The organism is Streptomyces flavidovirens DSM 40150 (assembly GCF_000429085.1).
Taxonomy (GTDB): domain Bacteria; phylum Actinomycetota; class Actinomycetes; order Streptomycetales; family Streptomycetaceae; genus Streptomyces; species Streptomyces flavidovirens.
In genome coordinates this window covers 230,030-248,365 of the sequence record NZ_AUBE01000004.1, presented here as the reverse complement: position 1 = coordinate 248,365, position 18,336 = coordinate 230,030, and the positions used below count along the sequence as shown (strand labels likewise).

Annotated in this window: 19 protein-coding genes and 1 pseudogene; 10 read left to right on the top strand and 10 right to left on the bottom strand. The window is 70.5% G+C overall.

The window, feature by feature from the left end; all coding sequences use genetic code 11:
- The first annotated feature begins 12 nt into the window (after positions 1-12).
- Positions 13-912 (top strand): NAD(P)H-binding protein, encoded by a 900-nt coding sequence (locus G412_RS0108450; RefSeq protein WP_028811714.1) that lies wholly within the window; start codon positions 13-15, stop codon positions 910-912.
- Between the two features lie 11 nt (positions 913-923).
- Here G412_RS0108450 and G412_RS0108445 read toward each other — a convergent pair whose 3' ends face one another.
- The 3 genes from G412_RS0108445 to sodN all read right to left on the bottom strand — a co-directional run bounded on the left by G412_RS0108445 (position 924) and on the right by sodN (position 2,920).
- Positions 924-1,589, bottom strand: a complete 666-nt coding sequence (locus tag G412_RS0108445; protein ID WP_028811713.1) for a GmrSD restriction endonuclease domain-containing protein — start codon at positions 1,587-1,589, stop codon at positions 924-926.
- 138 nt (positions 1,590-1,727) lie between these two features.
- Positions 1,728-2,369, bottom strand: coding sequence for a class I SAM-dependent methyltransferase (locus G412_RS0108440; RefSeq protein ID WP_028811712.1), 642 nt, complete (start codon positions 2,367-2,369; stop codon positions 1,728-1,730).
- Between the two features lie 155 nt (positions 2,370-2,524).
- Entirely contained in the window at positions 2,525-2,920 is a 396-nt protein-coding gene (gene sodN, locus G412_RS0108435; RefSeq protein WP_028811711.1) for a superoxide dismutase, Ni, read from the bottom strand.
- Between the two features lie 143 nt (positions 2,921-3,063).
- On the opposite strand from sodN, the gene sodX reads away from it, so the two are divergent.
- Entirely contained in the window at positions 3,064-3,489 is a 426-nt protein-coding gene (sodX, locus tag G412_RS37805) for a nickel-type superoxide dismutase maturation protease (protein WP_078606858.1), read from the top strand.
- Here sodX and G412_RS0108425 read toward each other — a convergent pair.
- A complete protein-coding gene (locus tag G412_RS0108425) occupies positions 3,393-4,022 on the bottom strand; it encodes a CGNR zinc finger domain-containing protein (protein ID WP_028811709.1) in 630 nt (209 codons plus the stop codon). The two genes, sodX and G412_RS0108425, sit on opposite strands and share 97 nt — an antisense overlap.
- A 96-nt stretch (positions 4,023-4,118) precedes the next feature.
- Here G412_RS0108425 and G412_RS0108420 point away from each other — a divergent pair, with 96 nt between their 5' ends.
- The gene (locus tag G412_RS0108420; protein WP_028811708.1) at positions 4,119-4,895 is read left to right on the top strand and encodes a class I SAM-dependent methyltransferase; all 777 of its coding nucleotides are present in this window, start codon (positions 4,119-4,121) and stop codon (positions 4,893-4,895) included.
- An 83-nt stretch (positions 4,896-4,978) separates the two neighbouring features.
- Here the strand turns inward: G412_RS0108420 and G412_RS0108415 are convergent, their stop codons facing one another.
- Genes G412_RS0108415 through G412_RS0108405 form a run of 3 tightly spaced genes read right to left on the bottom strand, consistent with a single transcriptional unit; the run spans position 4,979 to position 7,673 of the window.
- Complete coding sequence (locus tag G412_RS0108415) at positions 4,979-5,740, bottom strand: amino acid ABC transporter ATP-binding protein (RefSeq protein ID WP_028811707.1); 762 nt, start codon at positions 5,738-5,740, stop codon at positions 4,979-4,981.
- A complete protein-coding gene (locus G412_RS0108410; RefSeq protein WP_028811706.1) occupies positions 5,737-6,681 on the bottom strand; it encodes an amino acid ABC transporter permease in 945 nt (314 codons plus the stop codon). Before G412_RS0108410 ends, G412_RS0108415 begins: the two co-directional genes overlap by 4 nt.
- A gap of 29 nt (positions 6,682-6,710) precedes the next feature.
- Positions 6,711-7,673, bottom strand: a complete 963-nt coding sequence (locus tag G412_RS0108405; RefSeq protein ID WP_028811705.1) for an ABC transporter substrate-binding protein — start codon at positions 7,671-7,673, stop codon at positions 6,711-6,713.
- 524 nt (positions 7,674-8,197) lie between these two features.
- Here G412_RS0108405 and G412_RS0108400 point away from each other — a divergent pair.
- The 4 genes and pseudogenes from G412_RS0108400 to G412_RS33660 all read left to right on the top strand — a co-directional run.
- A complete protein-coding gene (locus G412_RS0108400; RefSeq protein ID WP_028811704.1) occupies positions 8,198-9,421 on the top strand; it encodes an NAD(P)-dependent malic enzyme in 1,224 nt (407 codons plus the stop codon).
- Between the two features lie 237 nt (positions 9,422-9,658).
- On the top strand, positions 9,659-10,624 hold the full coding sequence (locus G412_RS0108395) for a zinc-binding dehydrogenase (RefSeq protein WP_028811703.1): 966 nt from the start codon (positions 9,659-9,661) through the stop codon (positions 10,622-10,624).
- Between the two features lie 60 nt (positions 10,625-10,684).
- Positions 10,685-12,085: a cellulase family glycosylhydrolase gene (locus G412_RS0108390; RefSeq protein ID WP_051338208.1), complete on the top strand. Its 1,401-nt coding sequence runs from the start codon at positions 10,685-10,687 to the stop codon at positions 12,083-12,085.
- Between the two features lie 30 nt (positions 12,086-12,115).
- A pseudogene (locus G412_RS33660) lies at positions 12,116-12,310 on the top strand (VapC toxin family PIN domain ribonuclease); the annotation flags it as partial.
- A gap of 43 nt (positions 12,311-12,353) precedes the next feature.
- Here G412_RS33660 and G412_RS0108380 read toward each other — a convergent pair.
- Together G412_RS0108380 and G412_RS33655 are read right to left on the bottom strand one after the other, a co-directional pair.
- Positions 12,354-13,373: a PadR family transcriptional regulator gene (locus tag G412_RS0108380; RefSeq protein ID WP_028811701.1), complete on the bottom strand. Its 1,020-nt coding sequence runs from the start codon at positions 13,371-13,373 to the stop codon at positions 12,354-12,356.
- 1 nt (position 13,374) lies between these two features.
- Positions 13,375-14,298: a DUF4097 family beta strand repeat-containing protein gene (locus G412_RS33655; RefSeq protein ID WP_078606877.1), complete on the bottom strand. Its 924-nt coding sequence runs from the start codon at positions 14,296-14,298 to the stop codon at positions 13,375-13,377.
- 153 nt (positions 14,299-14,451) lie between these two features.
- On the opposite strand from G412_RS33655, the gene G412_RS0108370 reads away from it, so the two are divergent.
- On the top strand, positions 14,452-15,321 hold the full coding sequence (locus tag G412_RS0108370) for a hypothetical protein (RefSeq protein ID WP_028811700.1): 870 nt from the start codon (positions 14,452-14,454) through the stop codon (positions 15,319-15,321).
- A 142-nt stretch (positions 15,322-15,463) separates the two neighbouring features.
- Here the strand turns inward: G412_RS0108370 and G412_RS0108365 are convergent, their stop codons facing one another.
- On the bottom strand, positions 15,464-15,646 hold the full coding sequence (locus G412_RS0108365) for a DUF6104 family protein (protein WP_005312030.1): 183 nt from the start codon (positions 15,644-15,646) through the stop codon (positions 15,464-15,466).
- A gap of 152 nt (positions 15,647-15,798) precedes the next feature.
- Here G412_RS0108365 and G412_RS0108360 point away from each other — a divergent pair, with 152 nt between their 5' ends.
- The gene (locus tag G412_RS0108360) at positions 15,799-16,221 is read left to right on the top strand and encodes a CU044_2847 family protein (RefSeq protein ID WP_028811699.1); all 423 of its coding nucleotides are present in this window, start codon (positions 15,799-15,801) and stop codon (positions 16,219-16,221) included.
- Positions 16,208-18,301: a VMAP-C domain-containing protein gene (locus tag G412_RS0108355; RefSeq protein ID WP_028811698.1), complete on the top strand. Its 2,094-nt coding sequence runs from the start codon at positions 16,208-16,210 to the stop codon at positions 18,299-18,301. Before G412_RS0108360 ends, G412_RS0108355 begins: the two co-directional genes overlap by 14 nt.
- The last annotated feature ends 35 nt before the right edge of the window (positions 18,302-18,336 follow it).

The window sequence follows — 18,336 nt, the reverse complement described above, 5'->3', positions numbered from 1 at the left end:
AGGACACTCTCCATGACCCCAGCAATCGCCGTCACCGGAGCGAGCGGCCGGATCGGCGGACGTGTCGCACGCCGCCTCGCCGGCGCCGGCGTCTCCCAGCTCCTGCTCGGCCGCGACCCCGCCCGCCTGCCCGCCCTGCCCGGCGCGGTCAAGGCGCCGCCCGCCTCCTACGGTGACGCGGAGGCGATGCGGGCCGCGGTGGACGGCGCCGGCACGCTCTTCCTCGTCTCCGCGCACGAGAGCCCCGGCCGGGTGCGGGAGCACAAGACCGCCGTGGACGCGGCCGTCGCGGCCGGCGTCGAGCGGATCGTGTACGTGTCCTTCCTGGGCGCGGCGCCGGACGCGACCTTCACCTTCGCCCGCGACCACTGGCACACCGAGCAGTACATCCGCTCCACCGGCGTGCGCCACACCTTCCTGCGCGACAGCTTCTACCAGGCCGAGTTCCCCGCCATGGCCGGCCAGGACGGTGTGATCCGCGGCCCGGCCGGCGAAGGGCGCGTCTCGGCCGTCGCGCACGAGGACATCGCGGACGCGGCAGCCGCCGTACTCCTCGCCGAGCTGGAGGACCTCGACGGTCACGACGGTGCCACCTACGACCTGACCGGCCCGCAGGCCCTGTCGCTCGCCGAGATCGCGGAGGAGCTGACCCGCGCCACGGGCCGGGCGATCAGCTACGTACCGCAGACGCGCGAGGAGGCGTACGCCTCACGCGAGCGGTACGACGCCGAGCCGTGGAAGGTGCAGGGGTGGGTGTCGTCGTACGAGGCCATGGCGAACGGTGAGCTGGCGGAAGTCTCCGACGCGGTGCCGCGCCTCACCGGCCGCCCGGCCACCGCCTTCGCCGACTTCCTCAGGGAGAACCCGGACAGCTACCGGCACTTGACCGGCCCGCAGGCCCTGTCGCCCTGACCGAGTCCGCGTCAGAGGGCCAGCTCGTAGGTGATCTCCTCCGCCGGGCATTCCGCCACCATGTTCCGCAACGCCGCCAGCTCGCCCGGATCCACCGCCAGCTTCCAACGCGCCTTCACCGCCGCCCACTCGGCGAGGTACCGGCAGTCCGCACCGTCGTCGGACGGTTCCCACCGCGCCGGATCCTTGTCGCCCTTGCGGCGCTTCTCGGCGGCGGTCACGGCGACGAGCGCCCTCGGATCGTCCATGTCGTTCGCGAACCGCTCCCGCTCCTCGGCGGTCCATCCGGACGCCCCGCTGCGCCACGCCTCGGCGACCGGCACCAGATGGTCGACGCCGAGGGCGCCGGCGCCGGAGTGGTCCTTCTTGTCGTAGTACGAGTGCCAAGCACCGCCCGTGATGGTGCACCACCCGTCGACGGTGGGCGGAGTGGTCGCCTCCGCGATGAGCACCTCGGCCCGCGTGTCGCAGCCGTCCTGGTTCGGATCGGTCCAGTGCCTGAACTTCCCCGCGCTGTACCCGGAACTCTCCTCGGCGGCGACCGGCAGGTTCTCGATGGCTTTCTCCACGGTGACAGTGACCGTGTCATCGGGGTCGGCGCCGGCACCCGGCGCCGCGCCTACGACAACGGTGGTGGCGACAAGGAGCGTGGAGACCAGGAAGCTGAGCTTGCGCATACGGATCCCTCCATCTCGTTGGGACGGACCAGTACTAGCGACACCTGTCACCTCGACGCGCCGCGCAGCCCGCACGGATCACCCGCACGGGTGGCGCAGCCTCCGGGCTCCCCGGAAACGCCACGCCCGCTCGCTGAGTCACTTTCCCGCACGCATCAGCAGGTGACCCCGGCGGTACCGTTCCTCCTCGCGCGGCTCCCGCAGCATCCGGCCGACTTCGGCGAATCCGGCCTCGCCGGCCAGCCCCGCGAGGTCGTCGATCGGCCACCGGTAGGCTCTCGCCACTTTGTGGTCGAACGCCGTGACCGGCTCACCCTCCGACTCGAAGAAGGCGAGCAGGAGGTGGCCGTCAGGCGCGAGTACCCGCCGGAACTCGGCGAAGTACGAGGGCATGTCCCGCGGTGGGGTGTGGATGACCGAATACCAGGACACGATGCCTCGCAGCCTGCCGTCGGCCAGGTCAAGGGCGTCCATGGAACCGACCTCGAACCTCAGGTCCGGGTATGCCTCGCGGGCGAGACCGATCATCACCGGCGACAGGTCGACGCCGAAGACATCCACCCCCAGGTCCCGCAGGTGCGCGGTCACACGTCCAGGGCCGCATCCGAGCTCGGCGACGGGCCCGGCATCGGTGGTCCGCGTGAGTTCGGCGAACGCCGTGAGCACCGCGCGATCCAGCGTAGGAGTGTCAAGATCATCGCGGGGGAGTGCGGCGTAGCGGACGGCGACGGCGTCGTAGGCATTCGCTGTCGCACGGAGGTGCGGAGAAGGCTCAGTCACAAGCCAGGACACTAGAGCCTCCCTGCCGCGCTGTCCGGGAAAAAGAAGACCGCACCCGCTCCGTCATGGCCGCCGTGAACGGCGGCCCGCGGACCGGGTGCGGACAGGTGGGCGCTGCGACCCGCGCGGACGCGGATCAGGCGGCCCAGGCCTGATCAAGCCTTCTTGGTCTCCCAGAAGATCTTGTCGATCTGGGCGATGTAGTCCAGCGCCTTCTGGCCCGTCGCGGGGTCCGTCGAGGCCTTCGCGGTGCTGAGCGCCTTGAGGGCGTCGTTGACGAGCTGGTGCAGCTCCGGGTACTTCTCGAAGTGCGGGGGCTTGAAGTAGTCGCTCCACAGCACCGAAACGTGGTGCTTGGCGAGCTCCGCGCGCTGCTCCTTGATGACCGTGGCGCGCGTCTGGAAGTGCGCGTCGTCGTTGGCCTGCATCTTTTCCTGCGTGGCCTTGACCGACTCGGCCTCGATGCGGGCCTGGGCCGGGTCGTACACGCCGCAGGGCAGGTCGCAGTGTGCGCTGACCTTCACCTTGGGGGCAAACAGGCGGGAGAGCATGTAAGAGCTTCCTTCCTCGTGATCGTCTTCTCAGGGTGGACATTACTCCGTGAGAGACCTGTTTTCGCGGGTGCCCCCATGGGCTTAGGTCAAAAGTCCAGGGTGAGTATGGGACTGGTGGAGGAACCGACCGGGAGGGCCGGATGGTGGATCAAGGGCGGGAGCCGACAGCGACGTTCGGGGTCGCCGAGGTGACGGGTCTTTCCATGGTGCCGACGCTGCTGCACCAGGATCAGCTTCTCGTGCATTACGGGGGGCGGCTGCGCGTGGGGGATGTGGCCGTACTGCGGCATCCCCTGCAGCAGGATCTGCTCATCGTGAAGCGGCTGGTGGACCGGCGGGACGCCGGATGGTGGGTGCTCGGTGACAATCCGGACGCCGAGGTCGTGGACAGCCGGGCCTTCGGGGTGGTGCCGGCCGAGCTGGTGCTGGGGCGGGTCAGGGCGCGGTACCGGCCGATCCGTGCCGGACGTCAGCGGTCGGCCGCGGTGGTGCTCTCCTGGCTGGTTTCCGCCGTACGGCCCGTGCTCGCCGACCGGTCCGTCTCCAGGCGCTTGCGCGCCCGGTAGGCGGCGACGTTGGCGCGGGTCGCGCAGCGGTCGGAGCAGTAGCGGCGCGAGCGGTTGGTCGAGGTGTCGAGGTAGGCGTTGCGGCACGGCGCGGCCTGGCACAGGCCGAGGCGGTCCGCGCCGTGCTCGGTGAGGTGGAACGCCAGGCCCATCGAGGCGATGGCGGCGTACCCCGCGGTCGCGTTGGACGGGTGGTCGGCGAGGTGCATGTGCCAGTCCGGGCGGCCGTCCTCCTTGCGCGACCCGTGGCCGGAGATCTGCGGGCTGACCGGGAATTCCATCAGGAGTGAGTTCAGCAGGTCGACGGCGAGGGTCTCGTCGCCCCCGTCGGCCGCCTCGAAGACCGCGCGCAGGCGGGTCCGTACGGACCGGAAACGCGTGACGTCCGCGTCGGTGGCACGGCGGGCCGCCGACGCGTTGCCGCCGAACAGCGCCCTGACCGCGTCCACCGACGTGAGGGTGTCCTTGTTGCGGGCCGGCTCCTCGCTGTTGACCAGGCGCACGGCGTAGTCCGAGTAATAGGCCAGTTCCACTTGTAGTCCTTACGGGGGCGGTCTAGAGTTTTCGTAATGGCTGGTCGTGCTTCGAGGGTATTACGGTACGGAGCGGAACGGAGCGGAGGAGTGCTGATGGCGGAGACGGACATGGAGTCGACGACGGGTACGGACTGGGCGGGCTGGCAGGAGAGCTGGGACCGGCAGCAGGAGTGGTACATGCCCGACCGCGAGGAGCGGTTCCGGGTCATGCTCGACATGGTCGAGGCACTGGTCGGCCCGGAGCCGCGGGTGCTGGATCTGGCATGCGGTACGGGAAGTATTACGGACCGGCTGCTCAAGCGGTTCCCGAAAGCCACCAGTACGGGCGTCGACCTCGACCCGGCGCTCCTCGCCATCGCGCGGGGGTACTTCGGCGGGGACGAGCGGGTGACTTTCGTGACCGCTGATCTGAAGGATCCGGGCTGGACCCGTGCGCTGCCCCACGCGTCGTACGACGCCGTCCTCACCGCCACCGCGCTGCACTGGCTGCACAGTGACGACCTCATCACCTTGTACGGGCAGCTCGGCGGCCTCGTGCGCGCCGGCGGCGTCTTCATGAACGCCGACCACATGAAGGACGAGGGCACCCCGCGCATCAACGCGGCCGAACGCGCCCACCGGCACGCCCACATGGACCGCGCCAAGGCCGGGGGCGCGCTGGACTGGGCCGACTGGTGGGCCCTGGCCGCCAAGGACCCCGTACTCGCCGAGCCGACCGCCAGGCGCTTCGAGATCTACGGTGAGCACGCCGACGGCGACGCCCCCAGCGTCGAGTGGCACGCGCGGACGCTGCGCGAGGCCGGCGGGTTCGGCGAGGCGCGGGCCGTGTGGCGCTCGCCCTCGGACGCTCTGGTGCTGGCGGTGAAGTAGCCGAAGAAGGCGGAAGAGGGCGGAAAAGCGAGAAAGGCGGTGCGGACCCGGTCCGCACCGCCTCTCTCGTAACCGCCCAACCACTACAGCACCTTCGAAAGGAACGCCTTCGTGCGGTCGTGCTGCGGGTTCGTCAGTACGTCGCGCGGGTTGCCCGACTCGACCACGACGCCGCCGTCCATGAAGACGAGGGAGTCACCGACTTCGCGGGCGAAACCCATCTCGTGCGTGACGACGATCATCGTCATACCGTCCTCGGCGAGACCGCGCATGACGTCGAGTACGTCGCCCACCAGCTCGGGGTCGAGCGCCGACGTCGGCTCGTCGAAGAGCATCAGCTTCGGCTCCATGGCCAGCGCGCGGGCGATCGCCACGCGCTGCTGCTGGCCACCGGAAAGCTGTGACGGATAGTTCCCGGCCTTGTCGGCCAGGCCGACCCGGTCGAGCAGGCGCTCGGCGCGGGCCCGGGCGACAGCCTTGGCCTCGCCGCGCACCTGGACCGGTGCTTCCATGACGTTTTCTATGGCCGTCATGTGGGGGAAGAGGTTGAAGCGCTGGAAGACCATGCCGATGTCGCGTCGCTTGAGGGCGACCTCGCTGTCCTTGAGCTCGTACAGCTTGTCGCCCTTCTGGCGGTAGCCGACGAGCTCACCGTCGACCGACAGCCGCCCGGCGCTGATCTTGTCGAGGTGGTTGATGCAGCGCAGGAATGTCGACTTGCCGGAGCCCGAGGGGCCGATCAGGCAGAACACCTCGCGGGGGGCGACTTCGAGGTCGATGCCCTTGAGGACCTCGACGGCGCCGAAGGACTTGTGGACGCCTTCGGCCTTCACCATGGCGGTCATGCCGTCACTCCCTTCGGGCGGCGCAGCGAAAAGACACCGGACTTGATCTTCTGCAGCGGGGTGGGCGGCAGGTTACGGCTGGAGCCGCGGGCGTAGTACCGCTCGAGGTAGTACTGCCCGATGCTGAGGACCGAGGTGAGGATCAGATACCAGGCGGCGGCCAGGAAGTACATCTCGACGGGGGCGCCGGAGGTCTGGCCGATGTCCTGGGCCTGGCGGAACAGCTCGTAGAACTGGACCACCGAAACCAGCGAGGTGGTCTTGAGCATGTTGATGACCTCGTTGCCGGTGGGCGGCACGATGACACGCATGGCCTGCGGGATGACGATCCGGCGCAGGGTCTTGGTGTGGCTCATGCCCAGGGCATGGGAGGCCTCGGTCTGACCCTCGTCGACCGACAGGAGACCGGCGCGGCAGATTTCCGCCATGTACGCGGCCTCGTTGAGGCCGAGACCGAGCAGCGCCGTCAGCAGCGGCGTCATGAACGAGGACCAGTAGTCCTTGTAGATCGGCCCGAGGTTGATGTACTCGAAGACCAGGCCGAGGTTGAACCAGACGATGAGCTGGACCAGGACCGGCGTGCCGCGGAAGAACCAGATGTACCCCCACGCGATCGAAGAGACCACAGGGTTCTTCGACAGGCGCATCACGGCCAGGGTGATGCCGCCGACCACGCCGATCGCCATGGAGAGGACGGTGAGGAGCAGGGTCTGGCCCACACCGTTGATGATCCGGTCGTCGAAGAAGTACTCGGGGACGGCGTCCCAGTTGATCTTGCCTTGGGAGAAGGCATAGATGATCGAGGCGAGCAGGGCGACGGCGATGACCGCGGACACGTACCGCCCGTAGTGCCGGACCGGGATGGCCTTGATGGCCTCCGGTCCAGCCGCGGGGGTTGGAGCCTCGTCGGGTTCGTCCGTCTTGTTGACGTCAGCAGTCACGGGTAGTGCCTTTCAGAGCCTGGCCGGTTTCAGGAGCCGCCGTTGATCTTGGCTTCCTTGACAGCGCCGGCCTCGACGCCCCACTTCGAGAGGATCTTGTTGTACTCGCCGTTCTTGATGATCGCGTCAAGGGCGAGCCGCAGCGCTTCGGCGAGCTCCTTGTTGCCCTTGGCGACGGCGATGCCGTACGGGGCGGCCTCGACCTGCTCGCCGACGAGCTCGAAGTCCTTGCCGCCGCCGGACGTCTTCACGGCGTACGCCGCGACCGGGAAGTCGGAGGAACCGGCGTCGCCGCCACCGCCGCGCAGACGGGTCTGGGCCTGCTGGTCGTTGTCGAAGGACTCGATCGCGATCTTGCCCTTCTTGGCCTTCTCGCACTTCTTGGACTCGGCCTTGGCCATGTCGTGCGAGACGGTGCCGCGCTGGAGGACGACCTTCTTGCCGCAGAGGTCGGACCAGGTCTTGATGCCCTGGGTCTTGCCCTTAGGGGTGTAGAACGAGACGCCCGCGGTGAAGTAGTCGACGAAGTCGACGCCCTCGCCGACCTTCTTGCCGGTCTCGGGGTCGATGCCCTCCTGGCGGGCCTTCGAGTCCGTCATGGCCGACATGGCGATGTCGTAGCGCTTCGAGCGCAGGCCGGTGAGGAGGGTGTCGAAGGTGCCGTTCTCGAACTGGAACGTCACGCCGAGCTGCTTGCCGAGTGCTGCGGCGATGTCCGGGTCGATACCGACCGTCTTGCCCGTCTTGTCCTTGAACTCGACCGGCGGGTACGCGATGTCCGAACCGACCTTGATGACGCCCTTGTCCTGGATGGCCTGAGGCAGCTTGTCGGCGAGCGGCGCAGACGTGACCTTGGCTGGGCCGTCCTTCTTGCCGGAGCCGGTCTGGTCGCCGCAGCCGGCGAGCAGCAGAGCACCGGCGACCGCGATAGCGCCGACCGCAGCTGTCCTGGACTTGATGGCGGTCGTGCGACGGGTGGTGCGTGCGGTCATGGTTGGTTCCTCCGGCGGGAAAAGGGGAGTGGCCTGGGAGGTCGGGCACACTACTTCGAGTATCGCGACCTCGTGTGATTACGGCATCTTGCCATTCGGACTAGCCCATTCAGGGCTCCAGTCATGTCAAAATCGGGTAACGGGTGACCCCCGAATCTCAACAGGCCGGTACATCAAGGCCGGACCATCTGTTGAGCACTGCCATTTCGGCCGGAAAATCTCCGGCGCGTCTCGCCATTTGGAACCGATTCATGCCACGAAACGGACTTGTCACCACATCCGCGCATGAGTCGTGTCACCGAGGTGATACGGGCTCGTCGTCGATGCCGCCGATCAGGTAGAAAAGACGGTTACACCCCTCATCCGGGGCTCAGGGCGCGTGTGCGGCGCGCCCGCGCGTACGTACCTCCTCTCTGTCAGGGCGGGCCAACCGCCCAGCGCAGGGAACGGACGCGGTGCCCGCCCATCCCTCCTCAACCAGGAGCGGCCACCCTCAACTGATGAAGACTTAAGGGGTAAAACAAATGGCAGCGGAGATCGTCAATCCTCGCAGCGACAGCACTACGGAGAACAGTGCGACAGGGGCTCCCGAGGAGCCCTTCGATCCGGCCTTCGCCCTGCACCGGGGCGGCAAGATGGCCATTCAGGCGACCGTGCCGGTGCGCGACAAGGACGACCTGTCCCTCGCGTACACGCCGGGCGTCGCCAAGGTGTGCAGCGCGATCGCGGAGCAGCCGGATCTCGTGAACGACTACACCTGGAAATCGAACGTCGTGGCCGTCGTGACGGACGGCACGGCGGTCCTCGGGCTCGGCGACATCGGCCCCGAGGCCTCGCTCCCCGTCATGGAGGGCAAGGCGATCCTCTTCAAGCAGTTCGGCGGCGTCGACGCGGTGCCGATCGCGCTCGCGACGACCGACACGGACGAGATCATCGAGACCGTCGTGCGGCTCGCCCCGTCCTTCGGTGGTGTGAACCTGGAGGACATCTCGGCGCCGCGCTGCTTCGAGATCGAGCGCCGGCTTCAGGAAGCGCTGGACATTCCGGTCTTCCACGACGACCAGCACGGCACGGCCGTGGTCACCCTGGCCGCGCTGCGCAATGCCGCCAGGCTCACCGGCCGTACGCTCGGCGACCTGCGCGCCGTGATCTCGGGCGCGGGTGCGGCCGGGGTCGCCATCGCGAAGTTCCTGCTGGCGGCCGGGCTCGGCGACGTGGCGGTGGCCGACCGCAAGGGCATCGTCAGCCGGGACCGCGAGGACCTGACGGACGTCAAGCGCGAGCTGGCCGAGATCACGAACCGGGCGGGGCTCAGCGGCTCGCTGGAGACGGCGCTGGCCGGCGCCGACGTCTTCATCGGCGTCTCCGGCGGTACGGTGCCGGAGGCGGCGGTGGCCTCGATGGCGCCGCAGGCGTTCGTGTTCGCCATGGCCAACCCGAACCCCGAGGTCCACCCGGACGTCGCGCACAAGTACGCGGCGGTCGTCGCGACCGGGCGCAGCGACTACCCGAACCAGATCAACAACGTTCTGGCCTTTCCGGGGATCTTCGCGGGTGCGCTCCAGGTGCGGGCCTCCCGTATCACCGAGGGCATGAAGATCGCGGCGGCGAACGCGCTGGCCGATGTCGTCGGTGACGCGCTGGCCGCGGACTACGTGATCCCGTCCCCGTTCGACGAGCGGGTCGCCCCGGCTGTCACGGCGGCGGTCGCCGCGGCGGCGCGCGCGGAGGGTGTCGCACGCCGGTAGGCGTGGGCTTCGCCTGTACGGGCCGTGCCGCACCCCTGGCGAGGGTGCGGCACGGCCCTTGCGTTTGGTGACATGTGCGGCTCCGCCGCGTGGGGGCAAGCCCCAGGCCCCGGACGCCCTACGGGCGTGTCCTCCAGCGCCGGACGGGCTGAGATCTCCGCTGCCGCTCACATGAGGGACGCGTGTCACACCGGTGCATGGTTCCTTCCCGCACTCGTCCGCCCTATCGTCATGGTCATGTTCGCTGCCTACGCCGCCCGCATCGACCGTGACCAGCCCCTGAACGGCCTTGAGCTGGGCGATCGGCCCGCGCCCGAGGTGAAGCCCGGCTGGACCACCGTCACCGTCAAGGCCGCCTCCCTCAACCACCACGACCTGTGGTCGCTGCGCGGCGTCGGTCTCGGTGAGGAGGCTCTGCCGATGATCCTCGGTTGCGACGCGGCCGGGATCGACGCGGACGGCAACGAGGTCGTCGTGCACTCCGTCATCGGCGAGACCGGCCACGGCGTCGGGCCGCGCGAGAAGCGGTCGATCCTCACGGAGAAGTACCAGGGAACCTTCGCCGAGCAGGTCACCGTCCCGGCCTGGAACGTGCTGCCGAAGCCCAAGGAGCTGTCGTTCGCCGAGGCCGCCTGCCTGCCGACCGCCTGGCTCACGGCGTACCGGATGCTCTTCACCAACGCCGGCGTGCGCCCCGGTGACGCGGTCCTCGTCCAGGGCGCTGGCGGCGGTGTCGCGACCGCCGCGATCGTGCTCGGCAAGGCGGCGGGGCTGCGGGTGTACGCCACCAGCCGCGACGAGGCGAAGCGCAAGCGGGCCGTCGAGCTGGGCGCGGTGGAGGCGTACGAGCCGGGTGCGCGGCTGCCGCAGCGCGTGGACGCGGTGATCGAGACGGTCGGCGCCGCCACCTGGTCGCACTCGGTGAAGTCGCTGCGGCCCGGCGGCACGCTGGTCATCTCGGGCGCGACGAGCGGCCCGAACCCGCCGTCCGCCGAACTGAACCGGATCTTCTTCCTGGAGCTCAGGGTCGTCGGTTCGACGATGGGTTCCAAGGACGAGCTGGAGGACCTGCTGTCCTTCTGCGCGGCGACGGGCGTACGCCCGGTCATCGACGAAGTGCTGCCGCTGGACCGGGCCCGCGAGGGCTTCGAGCGGATGGCGGGCGGGGACCTCTTCGGAAAGATCGTGCTGACGACCTCTTGATGGATCGTCAGTTCTGCTGATGTGCTCTCCGGCACGCGACGACGACGTGCTGCTGGAGGGATGTCCGTGGTGTCTGTCCGAACTCGAACTGTCCGTGGAATCGCCGCTGTTGTGTGTACGGTCGCGCTGGCGGCCGGGGTCCTGACCCCGGCCGCGGGGGCGCGGGAAGCCGGCGGCGGTGACGCGGTCCCCCGGCTGACCGACGACCGCGGCCGCGTCCTCACGCTGCGCGGCTGGAACGTCGAGGACAAGACGAACCGCGGCGACAAGGCGCTGTCCGCCATCACCGAGCGCCACTTCCGCGACCTGAACGCCCGCGGCTTCAACTTCGCCCGGCTGCTCGTCTTCTGGGACGACCTGGAGCCCAGGCGCGGGCAGTACAGCGCGGCGTACCTCCGCAAGATCGAGCGCGTTCTGGACTGGGCCGACAAGTACGACATCCACGTGCTGATCGACGCCCACCAGGACGTCTTCGGCCCTGCCTTCGGGCATCGGGGCATCCCGCAGTGGGCGACGCGCACCGACGGGCTGGCGTTCACGCCGAATCCCGACGACTGGTTCTCGGAGTACTTCCAGCCGGCCGTGCAGCGCGCCTTCACCCACCTCTACGAGGACCCGGATCTGCGGCGCGCCCAGGCCGCCATGTGGCGGGTCCTGGCCGGCCGGTTCGGGGACCATCCGGCCGTTCTCGGCTACGACCTGATCAATGAGCCGATGGGTGAGCTGAGGGAGGGCGAGGACCTGCCCACGGCGGCCCGCCGCATCGAGCGCGACCAGATCACCCCGATGCACAACCGCCTGGCGGACGCCGTCCGTTCGGTGGACCGCGACAACTGGGTGTTCGTGGAGCCGACGCCGATCGTGGGCGAGGGTGTCCCCACCGGACTCGGGAAGATCAAGGACCCGAAGGTCGTGTACGCCCCGCACTTCTACAACACCGCCATGGAGGCGGGCGCCGACTACGACCCGGCGGCCGGCTGGATCGAGTCGTACGAGACCGCCGTCACGGCGTACCCGAAGCAGCACCGCGTGCCGGTGGTCGTGGGGGAGTGGGGGCCGCTGAACAACTCCCTCCCCAACATGGGGCGCTTCTACCGGGAGGCCCTCGCGTCCATGAACCGCTACAGCTCCGGCTGGGCGGGCTATGTGTGGTGCTACGGCGGTGGCTACTGCGCGGTGGACGAGGCGGGGGCGTTCCGTACGAACAAGGAGCAGACGGCGTCGCCGTACGCCCCGGCTGTCGCAGGCCGGGTGCGAACCGAGTCGTACGACCCCGCGACCCGGACCTACCGCCTGTCGTACGTCGCCTCCCGGCGCGGGGTCACCGAGCTGTCGCTGCCTTCGCGTGCGCGTGACTGGCGGGTGCGGGTGGAAGGGGCGGCGTGGGTGCTGGACGGGCGGGTCCTTGCCCGGCCGGGCGCGCGGATCTCCGTGACGGTCACCCCTGTCAACCAAGGTTGACGATCGTCTAAGTGTCAATGTTCGGAACTGCTGGACACGGCGCTTGCCGTACGTGCCCGGTACGGGAGTCTCGACCTGGACCTCGTGGACGCCGTGAACGTCTGCCTGGCCGCCGAGTACGACACCGATGCCGTGCTGACGCGGGACATCCGCGACTTCAGGACAGTGCGCCCGCTCGGCAGCAGATACGACCACTTCAGGATTCTGCCCGGCGACATGGCCTGAGACGCCCGGTACGCCGGGTGTGCCGCAGGCCGTCGGGCATGGGTCAGGGCCTCGGGGTGCGCAGGAGTGCTGCGATGTGGGCGGCCGCTGTGGACAGGTGGCGGCGGGCCTCGCGGAGTTGGTCCTCCGTCACGCCGTGGTCGCGGGCCGTGTCGCGGATGTCGTCGCGGAAGCGGTCCAGCAGGCGGTCCAGGTCGCGTGCCGGGTCGCCGGACGGCTCGCCGGGCAGGGGTTCGCGGGCCCACTCGGGCTCCGGGGACGCGTCCGTACGCTCGGCCCCGGCCTCGGCCGGTTCCTCGGCGGGCGCCTGTGGCGGCTGGGGCTGGCGGCCGGAGAAGCCGAACTGTTTGGTGATCTCGGCGAGGCCCTCCCGTACCCCCTTCGGCCAGTCGCCCCGCGCGAACTGGTCCTGCACCTGCTCCTGTACCTGCTGCGCGATCCGCTGCATCTGCTCGCGCGCCTTCTCCTGCGCCCTCTCCTGGGCCTCCTTGGCCTGGCGGCGCGCCTCCTGCGCGTCCTCGCGGGCGCGGCGGCTCTCGTCCTTCGCGCGGCGCGCCTGCTCCTTCCACTCCTGCTTGGCCTTGCGGAGTTCCTCCTTCGCCGCCTGCCACGCCTCGTTGTCGCCGAACGCCCCCTCCCAGTCGTCGGCCCTGGCGTGCGACGGCGCGGCCTTGTGGCGGGTCTCGCTCGCCGCGGCCCGCATCTCGCGGCGGAGGTCGCCCGCCGCGCCGCGTACGTCGTCGCGGATCTCGGCGGCCAGTTCGGAGACCGACTCGCGGATCTCCAGCTCCAGGTCGGCCAGTTCGCCGCCGCGGCCCGCCAGTTCGGCGCGGCCCGCGTCGGTGATCGAGTAGACCTTGCGGCCGCCCTCGGTGGCGTGCGTGACCAGGCCCTCGGCCTCCAGCTTGGCGAGGCGCGGGTAGACGGTGCCGGCGGACGGGGCGTACAGGCCCTCGAAGCGCTCCTTCAGGAGGCGGATCACTTCGTAACCGTGGCGCGGAGCCTCGTCGAGCAGCTTGAGGAGGTAGAGGCGCAGACGGCCGTGGGCGAAGACGGGGGGCATGTCAGAGCACCTTCTTCCCGGCGTCGGCGCCGGCGTCGGGGTCGGCCTCGGCGGAGGAGGCCGAGGTGTCGGCGGCCCCGGCGTTGCGGTCCACGTCGTACGGGTCCTCGCCGGCCGGCGGGCGGCGCAGCAGTGCGATGGAGCCGGAGACGGTCGTCGCGCGCAGCCGGCCGTTGCCGGCCCCGAGCGTGCCCGTGATCCTCTTCGCCCCCCACTGGCCGCCGACCCGCAGGTCCTCGAAGGCGTTGGAGACGGAGCCGCTCGCCGTATTGGCCTCGACCGTCGCGTCGGCCGGGTGCGGCAGGCGGATGGCGACCTCGCCCGAGACCGAGGTGAGGGAGATGTCGGTGGGCTTCCCGGCGGGGTCCACGTCGACGACCATCGCGCCGCTGACCGAGTCGGCCCGTACGGACGATCCCGAGCCGTCCACGACCGTCAGGTCCCCGGAGACGGAGTGGAAGCTGAGGTCGCCCGTGACGCCCTGGGCCTCCACGCTGCCCGCGACGGTGTCGGCGCGGACGGCGCCGGAGAGGCCGACGAGGGTGGTGTCACCGGTGATGCCGCGTACGTCCGTACGTCCGCTGATCCCAGAGACGACGGCGCCCGCGCCGATCACGCCGAGGGCGACGGAGGATCCGGCGGGCACGGCGAGTGACACGACCGCGCTGCGGCGCGGGCCCTTGCGCTCGAGCCACTTGAGGAAGCCCTTCCAGGGCAGGTCCTCGTACGTGACGGTGAGTGTGCCGTCCTGGTGGGTGACCGTCAGCGGTGGGCCGTCGATCGCGGAGACTTCGAGGCGGGCGGGGCCCTCCTCGATGCCGACGACGTTCACCGTTCCGTTGACGATGCGCACGTTGAGCGCCGTCACCGGGTCCTCGAAGGTGAGTTTCCGCGGCTCGGTGACCGCCCATGTCGGCTCCGTCATGCTGTCCTCCCCGATCTGGCCGGTCTGACGCAACATATCGCGTCTATGGATAATCACGATATATCGCGGGAGTGGTAAGTCAAGGGGGAAGTGTCGGCGCGGGCGGCCCACTTGTATACGCCGTATCGGGGCAAAGTGCCCTAGCGTGAGGGCATGAACGCGACATCCGGATCCGGGTCCGTGGGGGCGCTGCTGCTGTGCGCCGCCGAGCCCGAGGCGGTACGGCCCGCGGCCCATCTGCTGCGCGAACGGCTGCTGCTGGCACCGGCCGACGCCACCGGTTCCGGCTCCGGCGCCGGCTCGGGCGCCGCTTCCCGTTCCCCGGAACGCTGGAGCGTCGTCGTACCCGAGGGCAAACCATGGCTGGACGGCGGCGAACCGGTCGACCGGGTGCTGGCGGGCTGGGCCACGGCGCTCGCCGTCGGCGTCACCTGGCCGGTTCTCGCCCTCTGGTGGGACGCCGACCGGGCCGGCTTCACGCTCGCCTCGGGCTTCCGGCGCCAGGTCGGTTACGAGTGGCTGGCGGACGGGACACCGGTGGGGGAGGACGAGGCGATGCGTACGTTCGCGGCGCGGCTCGGGCTCGACCCCGTACTCGACATGGAGTCCCTTGCGGCGCTCACCCGGCCGGATGCCGACGCGGACGGCAGGGCCCGGCTGCTCGGCCTGATCGCCGTACTGTCCCGCCTCGGCCTCACGCTTCCCGCAGGCCTGGCCCCCGGCGAACCGGCCGACCGGTTGCGGGAGGCGGCGCGGGCCCAGCCGGGTGCGGAGTCGGTCGAGTGGTCCGGCTGGCGCGACGCCGTACGCGCGGAACTCGACGTGGTCGAGAACGGCCCCGTCGGGCCCTGGGTGCGCGGCCCCAGGGCCCGCCTGCTGAACGCGGCCCAGCTTGCGGCCGGTGTCTCGCTCGCCTTGTGGGGCCTGCGCCGGCGCAGTGGCGGCTGGGCGTTCGCGGGCGGCGTACTGGTGGCGCAGGGGGCGCTGGGACTGGCGTACGACCGGCTGCGCGCCCGCGCCTGACACGCCGCCGATCCGCGCCCGCGCCCGCGCCCGCCGAGCCGCGCCCGCGCCGGACGTGGCGCCGGCCCACGTCCGGGACTGACGTGCCGCCGCGCCGCGCCCGTCGCCGCGACCGTGCGCCCGCGGTGCGCCGTCGCCGGTGCTACTCCTCGTCGTCCTCGTCGTCGAGGCGGGCCAGCCAGGTCGCGAGGCGCTCGACCGGAACCTCGAAGTCCGGGTTGAGGTCGACGAACGTACGTAGCTGCTCGGCGAGCCACTCGAAGGTGACTTCCTCCTCGCCGCGCCGCTTCTCCAGCTCCTCGATGCCGCGATCGGTGAAGTACAAGGTGTTGCTCCGTGGGGTGGGACAGAGGGTCGGACGGGTGTCGGACAGCGGTTGTTCCAAGCCAGGATAGGCACTGATCCCCCAGTCCCTCGCGCTCGTACCCTGCAGCGATTAACCTTCACTGTTCATCGCATGGGGGAGCGGGGGACGCTGTGGCCAATGGGATCGCACAGGTTCGGCTCGACGACGGAACCGTCGTCTGGGCCCGTGTCAGCGAGGCGCAGGAGCTCGACCGGGGCAGCGGTTACCGGGACACCGGGATCGGCGACCGGGTCGTCTCCATGGCGGGCGGACTGACCGATGTCGTACAGGGTGTGGTGCGGTCGCTGCGCGCCGGACTGCGCCCCTCCGCCCCCGTCGAGGTCGCCGTGACCTTCGGCATCGAGCTGTCCGCCCAGTCCGGCAAGGTGATCTCGGTCCTCGCCGACGGCGGTGGAAAGGCGTCCGTCACCGTCTGCCTGACGTGGACGGAACCGGTGGCGGAGCCGCCCGCCGCACCGGGGGCGCAACCGGTCACGGACCCCGCCGCAGGGCCGGGGGCAGGACCCGGTTCGCCGGCCCGTGGCGGAGCATGAGCACGCCGTGAACGTCTTCGACGAGATCGTGCGCCCCTCGCTCGTACGCATTGCCGCGCCCGGAGACGGGTATGACCCGCACGGCACCCACTACTGGGGCAGCGGATTCTTCATCGCCCCCGGCTGGGTGCTCACCTGCGCCCATGTCGTGGGAAAGGGGGAGGCCGCCGTGTGGAGGGGTGAGCGTGCGCTCGGCATCACCTGGCAGGGCGGGCAGACCACGGGAGAGGTGGTCCTCGCCAAGCCCCGCCCCGCCGACCCCGAAGAGCCGCCGTACCGCTGGGAGTTCCCCGACATCGCCCTGGTCCACGTGCCGGACGCGCTGGACGCCGCCTGCGTCTGGCTCAGCGAGCGTCCCCCGGCGATCCCCGCCGACGTAAGCCTCCACGGCTGGTCCAGACAGACCGGCGACCTCGGCATACGGCACGGCGTCGGCACGGCGCACGCCACCGACGGCAAGGCGCTGCTGCTGCGGGGCAGTCTGCCCGTGGAGGGCTGCTCGGGCGGCCCCGTCGTCGACCTGAAGCACGGCGCCGTCATCGGGATGAACAAGGGGCGCGGGGAGCACGAGGGAGCCGCCGTACCCATCACCGCGCTGCGCGAACTGCACGACCTGAGGGGCGGCGAGATCATCCACACCGTCCTGCGCGAGCACGACCGCCACCACCTGCGGCGCTTTCGCAGCACCTCGGCCGCCCGCGGCGGCTGGACCAGAGCCCAGGCCGACCTGCGCAAAGGCGCTCCGGGTTTCCTGCCCGCCGCGCGCGCCCACCTCTTCGGCCGGTTCGCCGAGCTGCCCCCGCCCGCCGGGCCCGGCGAGGTCATGGCCCTCGTGGACGAGGTCAAGCGCCGTGTCCTGCACAGCGAGTACCAGTCGCCTGTCGAACACGACCCGCGCACCTGGCGCGACGGAGTCGGCCTGCTGCACGACCTGCCCCGTCACGAGACCGGGCGCGACCGGGACGTCGAGTCGGTGCTGCTGTACGCCGCCAAGGTCGTCAGGCACCTCGCGGGAAGGGGCGGCGCCGAACGCCCCGACGCCGCCGCCCTCACCGGACTCGCCGAGTGGATCCCCACGCAGGCCGAATCCGCGCACCTCGCGATCCGCGAGGAGATCGCCGAAGTCCTGGACCTCGGCGAAGTGCCCGCCCCTGTCGCCGGGTTCGAGTCCGCGCGGGAAAGACCGGCCGGGCACGCCCGCGCCGACGTGCTCGTCGAGGTCGACCCGGTGCACTACGGCGACCGCTACCCGTGGCGCGTCAAACTCCTCTTCGACGGACGGGGCGTCGAGCCGGTGTGCGGCGACGACCGCGGCGTGCCCCGCCGCCACCTCCGCGAGACCCTTCGCGAACCTCTCGCCCGCGCCCTGCGCCTCGGCGACGCCGGCGAACACCTCGCGTCGGTGGAGGCACTCCTGCCGCGCGAGCTGTTCGACGAACCGCTCGACACCTGGCGGCTTGCGCCCGACGACGCGGACGGCGACGACTTCGACGAGCACAGCATGGCGCTGGGGGAGCGCCGCATCGTCGTCATACGCGACCGCAAGCGCCTCGACCGCCCCGCCAGCCCCGAATGGCGCCGCCGCTGGAAGGCCGCCGTCCGAGGTCCGCTCGCCGTCGTACCGCTGCGCGGGGAGGTCCCCGCGTCCGGGCACGGCCCCGGCTCCCGCAGGGAGACCCGCCGGGCGGCGTACGCGAGACTGTCCGACGCCGAGGATGGCACGGTACCGGTGTACTGCGGGCCGGTCGGCAGCGGCGACGGGCTCGACGCGATGGCCGCCGCGCTCGCCGCCGGGCACCCCCTCGCGCTGTGGCGCAGGTGCGGCCAGGAGCACAGCGACTGCCGCGAGTTCCACGTACGCGCCCAGGAACTGCTGGGGCGGGCCGACGGCGCAGACGGGCTGCACCGGCACATACGCGCCCTGCGGATCATCTCCATGGACCCCGAGGCGACACCCGACACGGTGACGGAAGCGGCCTGGGCCGGGTCCGTCGCCGTACTCTTCGATCCGCCGGACCGTCCACCGTACGACGGCGTGCCACTCCAGGTGCCGCCCAGGATTGACGGGAACGGTACGTGATGAGTCGTCAAATCAGGGGAACCGGACCTGAATCG

Coding starts and splice junctions, on each gene's coding strand:
- G412_RS0108450 (WP_028811714.1), top strand. CDS start 13: ATGACCCCAGCAATCGCCGTCACCGGAGCGAGCGGCCGGATCGGCGGA.
- G412_RS0108445 (WP_028811713.1), bottom strand. CDS start 1,589: ATGCGCAAGCTCAGCTTCCTGGTCTCCACGCTCCTTGTCGCCACCACC.
- sodN (WP_028811711.1), bottom strand. CDS start 2,920: ATGCTCTCCCGCCTGTTTGCCCCCAAGGTGAAGGTCAGCGCACACTGC.
- sodX (WP_078606858.1), top strand. CDS start 3,064: ATGGTGGATCAAGGGCGGGAGCCGACAGCGACGTTCGGGGTCGCCGAG.
- G412_RS0108420 (WP_028811708.1), top strand. CDS start 4,119: ATGGCGGAGACGGACATGGAGTCGACGACGGGTACGGACTGGGCGGGC.
- G412_RS0108415 (WP_028811707.1), bottom strand. CDS start 5,740: ATGACCGCCATGGTGAAGGCCGAAGGCGTCCACAAGTCCTTCGGCGCC.
- G412_RS0108405 (WP_028811705.1), bottom strand. CDS start 7,673: ATGACCGCACGCACCACCCGTCGCACGACCGCCATCAAGTCCAGGACA.
- G412_RS0108400 (WP_028811704.1), top strand. CDS start 8,198: ATGGCAGCGGAGATCGTCAATCCTCGCAGCGACAGCACTACGGAGAAC.
- G412_RS0108395 (WP_028811703.1), top strand. CDS start 9,659: ATGTTCGCTGCCTACGCCGCCCGCATCGACCGTGACCAGCCCCTGAAC.
- G412_RS0108390 (WP_051338208.1), top strand. CDS start 10,685: ATGTCCGTGGTGTCTGTCCGAACTCGAACTGTCCGTGGAATCGCCGCT.
- G412_RS0108380 (WP_028811701.1), bottom strand. CDS start 13,373: ATGCCCCCCGTCTTCGCCCACGGCCGTCTGCGCCTCTACCTCCTCAAG.
- G412_RS33655 (WP_078606877.1), bottom strand. CDS start 14,298: ATGACGGAGCCGACATGGGCGGTCACCGAGCCGCGGAAACTCACCTTC.
- G412_RS0108370 (WP_028811700.1), top strand. CDS start 14,452: ATGAACGCGACATCCGGATCCGGGTCCGTGGGGGCGCTGCTGCTGTGC.